This is a genomic window from Desulfatiglans anilini DSM 4660, assembly GCF_000422285.1.
In the GTDB taxonomy this organism is placed as follows: domain Bacteria; phylum Desulfobacterota; class DSM-4660; order Desulfatiglandales; family Desulfatiglandaceae; genus Desulfatiglans; species Desulfatiglans anilini.
Window position 1 is genome coordinate 1 of record NZ_AULM01000066.1, and the last position, 10,486, is coordinate 10,486.

Annotated in this window: 9 protein-coding genes; 6 read left to right on the forward strand and 3 right to left on the reverse strand. The window is 56.6% G+C overall.

Features of this window, described 5'->3' with window-relative positions:
- Nucleotides 1–305 precede the first annotated feature (305 nt).
- Together H567_RS0120315 and H567_RS0120320 are read right to left on the reverse strand one after the other, a co-directional pair.
- Nucleotides 306–2,429, reverse strand: coding sequence for a SulP family inorganic anion transporter (locus tag H567_RS0120315; protein ID WP_028322799.1), 2,124 nt, complete (start codon nt 2,427–2,429; stop codon nt 306–308).
- A 12-nt stretch (nt 2,430–2,441) separates the two neighbouring features.
- Entirely contained in the window at nt 2,442–3,032 is a 591-nt protein-coding gene (locus tag H567_RS0120320; RefSeq protein WP_028322800.1) for a TetR/AcrR family transcriptional regulator, read from the reverse strand.
- Between the two features lie 244 nt (nt 3,033–3,276).
- Between H567_RS0120320 and H567_RS0120325 the strand changes: the two genes are divergently transcribed.
- Together H567_RS0120325 and xrtH are read left to right on the forward strand one after the other, a co-directional pair.
- Nucleotides 3,277–3,999, forward strand: a complete 723-nt coding sequence (locus tag H567_RS0120325; RefSeq protein WP_028322801.1) for a hypothetical protein — start codon at nt 3,277–3,279, stop codon at nt 3,997–3,999.
- 56 nt (nt 4,000–4,055) lie between these two features.
- Nucleotides 4,056–4,580, forward strand: a complete 525-nt coding sequence (gene xrtH, locus H567_RS0120330; protein WP_028322802.1) for an exosortase H — start codon at nt 4,056–4,058, stop codon at nt 4,578–4,580.
- A gap of 410 nt (nt 4,581–4,990) precedes the next feature.
- On the opposite strand, the gene H567_RS26300 is transcribed toward xrtH, so the two are convergent.
- Complete coding sequence (locus tag H567_RS26300; RefSeq protein ID WP_051185165.1) at nt 4,991–6,481, reverse strand: response regulator; 1,491 nt, start codon at nt 6,479–6,481, stop codon at nt 4,991–4,993.
- A 528-nt stretch (nt 6,482–7,009) separates the two neighbouring features.
- Between H567_RS26300 and H567_RS0120340 the strand changes: the two genes are divergently transcribed.
- From H567_RS0120340 to H567_RS0120355, 4 genes are all read left to right on the forward strand, one after another.
- On the forward strand, nt 7,010–8,020 hold the full coding sequence (locus tag H567_RS0120340; RefSeq protein WP_028322803.1) for a TRAP transporter substrate-binding protein: 1,011 nt from the start codon (nt 7,010–7,012) through the stop codon (nt 8,018–8,020).
- A gap of 70 nt (nt 8,021–8,090) precedes the next feature.
- Complete coding sequence (locus H567_RS26305; protein ID WP_084517645.1) at nt 8,091–8,576, forward strand: TRAP transporter small permease; 486 nt, start codon at nt 8,091–8,093, stop codon at nt 8,574–8,576.
- Nucleotides 8,573–9,874 carry a TRAP transporter large permease gene (locus H567_RS0120350; protein WP_028322804.1) on the forward strand — a complete coding sequence of 434 codons (1,302 nt, stop codon included), beginning with the start codon at nt 8,573–8,575 and terminating at the stop codon, nt 9,872–9,874. Before H567_RS26305 ends, H567_RS0120350 begins: the two co-directional genes overlap by 4 nt.
- Before the next feature lie 335 nt (nt 9,875–10,209).
- Nucleotides 10,210–10,486: transposase (locus H567_RS0120355; RefSeq protein ID WP_028322805.1), on the forward strand; the 277-nt coding region annotated here is incomplete at its 3' end.

A 10,486-nucleotide genomic window follows, 5' to 3' on the forward strand; every position in this document is an offset into this window, starting at 1 on the left:
AGCTCAGCGATACCTATATGGCTTTGCTGCATATGGCTGCTGCTATCATCGCCTACCGAAAAGTGGGCGTTATTTACGGATAAGATCTTAGTCACGCTGTTTGTATCTGGAAAGAAACAGTTCGGCCGATCCCGAAGTCTGTCTGAACGGTTGCTCCCGGGGCTGGCGACAGGTTGCTTCCACAAAAGCGCACGGTTTCTGTCGGCTCGTTCAACCAGGACCCGGCCCGATCCAAGATGCACCCCCCTCAGAAGAGATGATTTTGAAAAACATGTTTGCCCTGGAAAGGCAACAAAAAAAGAGTCCTACGCCAGACGGCACACCGTTAGGAGCGGACAGGCTTCCTCCTGCCCGTCGCGATGGGCCTGCGTGTAGTTTGCCTGAATCGCTCTTTCCATGGTTGGAAAAAGATGATCTTCGCCGATCTTTTCCAGAAAATGGGTCCGCTTCAGAACCTTCATGACCGATTCATTGACCCCGCTCAGTGAAATATCCACGCCAGCGCTTCTGACCCGGTCAACGAGCAGAGAGAGAGTTTCCTCCCCCGAGGCGTCGATGTCGTTGATGCCGTTGGAGACGATAACGATATGTTTGAGGTGTTGCATCTCACGCATCCGCTCCATGATCTTGTCTTCGAGGTAACTGGCGTTGGCGAAGAAGAGCGGCCCGTCGAACCGGATCAAGGTCATGTACTTGCACTCCTTCAGCCCGAAGGTCAGACAATCGCGCAGGGATTGGTCTTCGTGGCGGGAAAGGGCGGCGACCTTGGGGCGCATGCTTTTGTACAGAAACACCAGCAGGGACAGGACGACCCCGACCATGATGCCCCGGTCGAGGTGCGGCGCGAACGCCAGGGTGCAGACAAACGAAATGATGGAGATCAGTCCGTCGTACCACTGGGCCTCCCACGCGTGGATGAAGCCGGTTGCGTTGATGAGCCCGATCACCGCCATCATGATGACGGCTGCCAGCACGGATTGGGGGAGGTGATAGAGAAGGGGGGTGAAGAAAAGCAGTACGATCACCACGGCCAGGCTGGTGAAGACGCTGGCGAGGCCGGTTTGCGCTCCGGATTGCAGATTGACCGCCGATCGCGAAAACGAACCGGAGGTGGGATAACTTCGGCTCATGGCGCCGAGGACATTGGCAAGGCCCTGACCGATCAGCTCCTGGTTGGGGTCCAGGCGTTGCCCGGTCTTGGCCGCCATGGCCTTCGCAATGGAGATCGCCTCCATGAAACCCAGGAGCGAGATGATCGCTGCGTAGGGAAGAAGATGGAGGAGGACCTTCCAGTCGAGCGCCGGGATGCTGAAGGCCGGGAGCCCTGCGGGGATGGCGCCTACGACCGCTCCTCCCCCCATCATGGGGAGGTTCTCTTGATCCAGCGGTTTGTTGCCGACCCTTATGCGCCAGGTTCGTCCGTCGCTTTCGGCGCCGGGAGGCGCCTGATCGTGGAGGTGGAAGCGAAGCCCGCCGCCTTCCTCGATGCCGGCAAAGAGCATGGAGCGGAGCTGTTCACGGACCTCCTGCGATTCCTTCTTGAGTTGAGCCATTTCGATGCTCAGGATATTCACGGCATGTTCCCGCTCGAGGATGCTGACCATGTCACGGCCTTGCTGCACCTCCTCGAGGGCCTTGTAGGCCTGGGCGCGTTTCTCCGCGATGGGGGGGATAGCCTCGACCGTCCGGTTGAAGCGCGTGATGAGCGCCTGGGCCTCCGGACTTGAGATGGCATCCATAGGGACCTTGGCGTCATGCTGAAACCCCGTGGCCCATGAAATGATGGTGGTGACCGCGACGGCGACCAGGACGTTCGGGATCTTGGGCGAGATGCGCTTCAGGGCGACCATGATGGCGAAAGCGAAAGCGCCCATGATGAAAGTCGGCCAGTGTGTGTAGTGAAGGGCGGCCCGGATGACCGCGATGATGGTTTCATAGTGATGGGCGGCGCTGTCCACATACACGCCGAACATCTTGGAGAGCTGGGAGGAGGCGATGATGATCGCCGCCGCATTCGTAAAACCGTTCACGACCGGGTGCGAGAGGAAATTCACCACCAGTCCGAGTTTCAGGACGCCCAACGAAAACTGGAAGGCCCCCACCATGAGGGCCAGGAGCACGGCGTAGGCGATATAACCCGGGCTTCCGGCCGTGGCCAGCGGTTCAAGAGAGGCGGCGGTCATCAGGGAGACCACGGCGACGGGGCCTGTAGCAAGCTGCCGGCTGGAGCCGAAAAGCGCTGCAATCATGGGGGGAAGAAACGATGCGTAAAGACCGTAATAGGCGGGAAGTCCCGCCAGTTGAGCATACGCCATGGACTGAGGGATCAGAACGAGCGCGACGGTCAAGCCGGAGATCGCATCGAGTCGAAAACTGCTCCAGTTGTACTCCCTGAACCACACGATGAAAGGAAAAATTCTGCGCAACATGGCCTCACCTGCCTAAAAAGAAGGGTTCCGAAGCATTCGACGGACTGCTGAGAGCAGTTCACTGTGGAGGGCCGCCGCATCGTAGAGATTGTAGTCCCGGAAGCGGACCAGCCCGTCGACCATGGTCAAAACGATCAGGGCGTTTTTGCGGGCAGGCATGGGGGCAATGCTTCTGTCTTTCTGCCCCAGTTCGACGGCCTGCTCGAAGATGTCCAGGAGACAATTGAAGATATCCTCCAGATAACCGCGGCAGACAGGGTTCACCTCTGCGAGCTTATAGGGGTAATGCCTGTGGAGGAGGAGAAAGCGTTCATCCATCTTTGCAGCGAGATACAGATAGAAAGAGATGGCCTCTTCCATCATCTGAAGGCCGGATAGCGGCTCACTCTCTTTCCGGTAGGTGTTGAACTCCCGCAGGATGTCCTCCTTGACCTCCTGCAGAATTGCCAGGAAAAGATCCTCCTTGCTCTTGAAATGGTAGAAGATCGTTCCTTCGGCGACCCCCGTCGCTCGGGCGATGTCTGCGATGGAGGTTTCCTTGAACCCGTGTTCCGAAAAAAGTTTCGCAGCGGTGTTCAAAATGGCGTCCCGTTTCTTGACCATAGACCCTCTTCACTAAATTTATACTGAGTACTCACTCGGTTTTGAACCATAATAAAAAACACAACGCAGGTCAACAAAAAATTTTGTGCTCGCGATTTTCATCTCGGATCACGATTTCAGCCGCCGGTAAGGATGATTGACACCTCCATCCACATGGTTTATTTTCTTGCCTGAATGAGGAATGTTGGCGCGGCCCGGGAGTGACGGCCCAGCATCGTGCCGGGTGAACCGATCGAGGGATGTCTTGCTCTATCCACTGCTGCGTTTCAAAGATCTCTATTTCGCCCTTCTGCAGCGGGGGGGTTGGCGGGGGACGGCAGCCCTCTTCGGAGGCCTCGCCGCTGGGTGGTGGATCTATGTGCCGGTCCATGAACTTCTCCATGCAGCCGGCTGTGCGGCGGCAGGCGGAGAGGTTCACCAGTTGGAGATTGCACGGCTTTACGGCGGGAACGTTCTATCGCGATGGTTCGATTTCGTGGTTCCCGGGGGCGAATACGCCGGGAGGCTAAGCGGATTCGATACCCATGGGTCGGACTGGATATATGGAATCACCGTTTTTTTCCCCTATCTTCTCACCATTCCCGCCTATGCGGTACTCGAAACCGCAGCCCGCTTCAGGTATTTTTTTCTTTTCGGAGCTTGGCTGCCCTGCACCTTCGCACCGCTGATCAGCTTGGCGGGCGATTTCTACGAACTAGGTTCGTTGTCGCTTTTTCAGCTCTGGAAAGGACCGGAATCTACCCACAGATCCCTCATCAGCGACGACCTCTTCATGCTTCTCGGGCAGACGCAGTTGAGGGTGGATGGCGCGGACCCGCACTTAGGAAACGCAGCCTTTATCACGGCGGCTTTTTTGACAGGGTTCGCTTTGGCGTGGGGAACGCTCCTGTTGTCTGCAGCGCTCGGCCGGATGATTTTCAAGCGTCTGTCCGTCTATCGCTGTGATCAGGATGGGCTTGAAGAATGATCGCTTGAGGCCTGCCGGCCAGGAAGCCCGAAGAACCCTTTTTTAGGAGAAAACCGATGGCTGAGGAAAAACCCCGAGGGGAAAAGGATATCCGGATATGGAAGTTCGTCGTGACCTATGTGCTTTTAATGGGGCTTTTCTTGCTGCTGATCGGCCTTGAACCGGTCAAGAAGATTTTGGACATCAATGGTGTCTACACGGAGATGATCATCTATCTCACGGCATGGATACTCGAACCGTTCAACATTGTTCAGGGGATCAGCGGTTCCGTGATCAACGTGAAGGGACTGACGATGGATGTGCGCTTCGGATGCAACGGCCTGGAGGCTTTTCTGATCTACACCGTTGCGATCCTTGCCTTTCCGGCGCAGGTGAGGAAGAAGATCGTGGGCATTGTCGGAGGTTTTTTGGTTCTGCAGATTTTGAACGTCCTAAGGATAGCGGGATTGGGGTTGAGTGGGGTCTATCTGAAAAAATACTTCGAATATCTGCATATCTATGTTGCTCAAGGCATTATGATCGCGGTTGCACTGGTGCTCTTTCTGTTCTGGCTGAACTATGCCACCGGGAAATCGGACTAAAATGTATCCATCCGGAAATGATTTCCCGGCAGAACCCGGTTTCCAATCCGGAAATGAGGATTTTTCTTCACACCCTTCGGGTGCTCAGTCCCACCCCTGCGGGGCGGGTCCCGGTTTCTTCACACCCTTCGGGTGCTCAGTCCCTCCGCTTCGCGGCGGATCCCGGTTTGTCCAATAGCAAGAAAAATCAAGCGGTTGCGCGGAGGCGGCTTGCAGGTCCCCGCACCAGCAAACGTGCAGATTAACGCCGAGATTGGCCAAAAAGACCATTTCCGGCTGGAAACTAAAACGCAATTTTGACGGCGGGACGCCGTTCTCCGTGCGGGTTTGGGCGCCTGAACGCTTTTTTCAGCGGGTGACCGATCCGGTCTTCACAGCCTCCCGATGAGATGACCTCCTAATCATACCTGTCATACCTGGAACGGAAAGTCTTTGCGGGTGAATAACGAAAGGCAGGCATCGACCGCTTTTTCGTCGAAGTGAATGCCTTTTTTCTTTTCGATCTCCTCCAACGCGGCGGTGATACCGAGCGATGGCCTGTAAGGACGATGGGAGGCCATCGCCTCGACGACGTCAGCTACACTGAGGATTTTAGCCTCCGTCAGGATATGATTACCGGAAAGACCATTCGGATACCCGGAGCCATCGATTTTTTCGTGATGCTGAAGGACAATCTCGGCTATGGGCCAGGGAAACGGGATTTCTCTCAGGATTTCATACCCACTCCGGGCGTGGGTCTGGATGAACATCAGTTCGATTTCGGTCAAGTTGCCGGGCTTACTGAGGATCTCAGCAGGAACGGAGATTTTGCCGACATCATGGATCAGGGCTGCCAGGTAAAGTCCCTGGATCTTTTCAGCGGGAAGATCGAGGGCTTCAGCGATAGCTTTCGACAGATCGGCGACGCGCTGCTGGTGGCCGGCCGTGTATGGATCGCGTTTTTCCACAGCGGAGGCCATTGCTTGAATGGTGCCCCGTATCGTCGTTTGAAGCTGCTGCAGGTTCTTTTCCAGTTCCCTTTCCATCTGTTTGCGCTGCGTGACGTCTCTGAGGGAGGCAAGAAAGGCGGTTTCCCCTTCCCACTTGGTCTCCACAAACCGCACCTCGGCGACGCGAAGGGTATCGCCGTCAGCGATTTCCATTTCGACAGGCTCTCCCCCCCTTTTAAGGGGGAGTTCAAAGGGCGTTTTGAAATCCGCCTCCGTTCTGCCGAAAAGAGATTGACCGGCGGGGTTGACATAAAGCGCCTCGCCGGCGGAGGAAAGGATGACAATCGCATCGGCGTTGCTCGAGATGATGTTTCGGAAATTGGCTTCGCTGGCGCGGAGCGCGGCTTCCGTTCTGGTGCGATGTTCCACTTCTTTTTTCAGTTGGAGGTTGCTTTGCGTCAAGGCTGCGGTTCGTTGCTTCACCTGAACTTCAAGATTTTCCTGGATTCGGCGGTATTGCAGTTCTGCCAGCCATTTTCCGCCCAGGGCGGCGGCCAGTTGAAGAATCTCTTGCGGATGGAATGGTTTCTGGATGTAGAGCAATTTATCAGGCGGCATGATTTTGCGGGAGATGTCTCTCAAATCGAAACCGCTGTAACCAGTAGCGAGCACGATGTTGACGTCGGGGTCCATCCCGCGGATTATCTGAGCGGTGGTGATGCCATCCGGGCCGGGCGGCATGTTGATGTCGAGCAGAATCACGGCGTATGGGTCATGGTCGCGCAGCGACGCCCGGACGTGCTCTACCGCCTCGTCACCCTGCCGGCAGATGCTTGTTTCGAAGTAATAAGGGATAGACTGATACGCATTTGAATGGCTGTCGAATCGAAGGATTTCCCTGTACAGCTCGAGAATGACCTCTTCATCATCGACACCCAGGACCCGGATACGCTCTCTTGAAGTTGTGCCCAAAATTCCCCCTTCGCATCTCTGGCAGTTTCCCGATCAAGGCCCGGTCTGAATTTTCCGTCTGAAAACAACGGGAGGGCATGGCCTTGACCGGTTTCGTTTCATGTCTTTCGACCCTCCAGCGTGCAGGAGCAACTCCTGGATAGGAAGCAGCCTGCCCCGGACGATCACCGCCGAAGCCAACCGGTTTCCCCGCAGCCGCTTTCAGGGGCCATTTGCACGTTTGTCTTTGCGCCGGATGTCCTTTTCTCGGATGGACTCTATATATCAAAAAAGGAATGGTAAATGAAAGGTGGTAGCGCAAGAGCGGGAAAACCGAACAGCCGGGGGCCTGATGCCGCGGCCGGCCGCAGAATCCAGCCCTTCAGGAAGGATCGGACTCTATTTTTCTTGTCTTGCCGGTCGCAGTGATATATGGAAACAGTAATCCTTTTCTCGTTCCCGGCAAAGAGAGAAGCCCTTCGAGTCGCGCAGGCGGCGAAGGGACGGCTGTTCGAAGAATCTCGGATACAGAATTCAGCAGGAGGTCTGATGATGGTTAAACGGTTGATTCAGCTATCGTTCTGTTTGTTTGGACTGCTCGGCGTGGTGCTGATGCCCGCCGGCGCGGAGGCATCGGCGGAGAAACTGACGTTCAGCATCTTTTTCCCGCCGACGCATGCCCAGGCGAAGATGGCCATTGATTTTGCGAAAGAGATCGAAATGCGGACCCAAAACCGCGTCGAGATCACGTGTTTTCCGGGGGGGACCCTGACCGGTGCCTCTCAGGTCTATGACGGGGTGGTCAACGGCATCAGCGATCTGGGTAATTCCTGTTTTGCCTACACGCGCGGACGGTTTCCCGTGATGGCAGTGGTCGATCTGCCTTTGGGGTATCTCAACGGCCTCGTGGCGAGCCGGGTTGCGGACACCTTTGCCATGGAGACCAGGCCGGAGGAACTCGATGATGTCAAAGTCCTTTACGTTCATGCGCATGGGCCGGGCCTTCTCCACACCCGGAAGCCGGTTCAGACGTTGGAGGACCTGAAAGGGATGAAGATCCGTGCCACCGGCCTGAGCGCAAAGATCGTCGAGGCCCTGGGTGCTGTTCCTGTGGCGATGCCGCAGGGTGGAACCTATGAAGCCCTTCAGAAAGGGGTGGTCGAGGGGACCTTCGGTCCGATAGAGGTGCTGAAGGGGTGGAAACAGGGCGAGGTGATCCAATACACGACCGAATGTTTCAACGTCGGATACACGACCGCCATGTTCGTTGTCATGAATCTGCAGAAGTGGAATGCACTTCCCGATGATATCAAGAAGATCATCGATGCGGCCAGCCGGGAATGGGTCGATGTCCATGGACGTGCCTGGGACGATGCGGATCGGGAAGGCCGTGAATACACCTTGGGCCTGGGGAACAAGATCATTCCCCTTTCGCCGGAAGAAAGCTCGAAATGGCGAGCAGCCGTCAAGCCGGTTATCGATGATTACATCGAGACGACGCCGGACGGTCAGACACACGTGGACCGGATCCAGGGTATTCTAAACAAATACCAACCCTGACCCTGCGGGTTCTTTTCCCCGGAACACCCCCGTCGACATTCAACGCACTGCCATTTTTCTGGATTCCCTGATGGAATGGATCGAAAGGGCTGGTAGAATGGCCGCTCGTGTGCTTTTTTGGATCGCCGGAGCGGCCATTGTGTTTATGATGCTTCTGACCTGCGCGGACGTGGTTCTGCGTTATTTTCGCATGCCCATTCCGGGGACCTATGAACTGGTGTGCTATCTCGGGGCTTTGGGGGTGGGGTTCGCCATGGCTCATACCTCTGTGGAAAAAGGGCATGTGGCCGTGAGCGTCCTGGTCAGGCTTTTGCCCCGGCGGGCGCAGGGGTTTATCGGGTCCGTAACCGTATTCTTCAGCCTGGTATTTTTTATGCTGATCAGTTGGCAATCCTGGTCCTATGCCGATCAGTTGCGCCGCTCCGGCGAGGTTTCCCTGACGCTTCAGCTCCCGTTCCACCCCTTTGTCTATGGCATCGCCGTCGCCGCCGGGGCCGTTTGTTTCGTGCTCCTGGGGGACCTGGCGCGGCAGATCAGGAAGGTCTTCGCCGCATGAGCCTCACGACCATTGGAATCATAGGCCTTTGTCTTCTGGTCGTGCTGCTTTTTTCCCGGATGCCCGTCGGATTCGTGATGGGGTTTCTCGGTTTTCTCGGGTTCAGCTATGTCGTGAATGTTCAGGCGGGCCTGACGCTGCTGGCAAGGGATGTGTGGGATATCTTTTCTTCTTACGGCCTGACGGTGATACCGCTGTTCGTGTTCATGGGGCAGATCGCCTTTCATGCCGGCATCAGCCGCAGGCTCTATGATTCAGCTTATGTCGTCCTGGGGCACCGACCCGGGGGGTTGGCCATGGCCACGGTCGGCGCGTGCGCCGGTTTTTCGGCGATCTCGGGCTCGACCAACGCCACTGCGGCCACCATGGCCACCGTGACCTTGCCGGAGATGAAACGCTACCGTTACGATCTCGGCCTTGCCACCGGGACGGTGGCGGCAGCCGGCAGCCTGGGGATTCTGATTCCCCCGAGCGTGATCTTCATCGTTTACGGGATCATGACCGAGCAGTCGATCGGGAAGCTTTTCGCGGCCGGCATCTTGCCGGGGATCCTGCTCTCTTGTCTGTTCATGCTGGTCATCATACTCCGGGTGCGTTTGAATCCCAAGCTCGCACCCCCCGGGCCGAAAAGCACCTTCAAGGAAAAAATGCGCTCCTTCGCGGGGATTGGCGAGACGCTGCTTATCTTTGCGCTGGTGATGGGAGGGATCTTCTGCGGATTCTTCACACCGACGGAGGCGGCGGCGATAGGGGCCTTCCTGACCATGGCGCTCTCCATCCTGAGAGGGCAGCTGACCTGGGAAGGTTTTGTCCGCTCCTTGTCCGACACCACCCGCATCAGCTGCATGGTGATGGTGATTGTTATGGGGGCTGTCGTCTTCGGGCACTTCATGGCCATTACGAGGGTCCCGTACGACCTGGCCAATTGGGTTGGCGCATTGCCGCTGCCGCGTTACGCCATCATGATGGTGATTATCCTGGTCTACCTCATGGGGGGCTGTTTCATGGATTCTCTGGCCATGGTGATGCTGACCATCCCCATCTTCTTTCCGGTGGCCCAGAACCTCGGGTTCGACCCTATTTGGTTCGGGGTGGTCATCGTCCTGGTGACCGAAATGGGTGTGATTACCCCTCCTGTCGGCGTGAATGTGTATGTCGTCTATGGGGTTGCCAAAGACGTGCCCCTCGAAACGATTTTCAAAGGCGTCCTCCCGATGCTGGCCGCCCTCCTGATCTGCAATATCCTGCTGATCCTGTTTCCGGAAATCGCCCTCTTCCTGCCCGGTCTGATGCGTTGAGGAAGGGAGCGCGAAGAGCTTCAGACCTTTACGGTTTTGATGCAGGGAGGATTTTTCCCTTACGGACGGATTCGCCCTTCCCCTTGCGGGGGAGTTCACGATGGCACGGTCCACAGGGTGACCGCGGCCGGCTGCTCGTCCCCGTGCAGGAAGGGGCCGTCACTACGCGGCTGGACGTGCAAATCGTGCCGGCTGTCCGTCCCCGCGGCAGGGTGTTGTGAACAGGTCCAGGGACTGTTTCAGGGCGACTTAGTGCTTATCCGTAAATAAAATGTACTTTTCTCACGACTTTTGCTATCCTGGCAGCCATCTTGAACCTTTACGATGGAGGCCCTATGACAAAAATTCAGTCGTGGGAGGTATCCGATGCCTTTTGGGAAAGGGTTAAGCCCCTTGTGCCGGCGCCCGAGCGGGATCCACAAAAATCTTACAAGCGCAAAATCGGCGGGGGAAGAAAGCCGATGCCCCCCCGGCAGATTTTTGAAGCCATCATGTACGTGCTCAGAACCGGCTGTCAGTGGAAAGCGCTTCCCAAAGAACGTTTCGGAAGTCCCAGCGCGATCCACACCCATTTCATGCATTGGATGCGTGCAGGCTTTTTTGTCGCCTTGT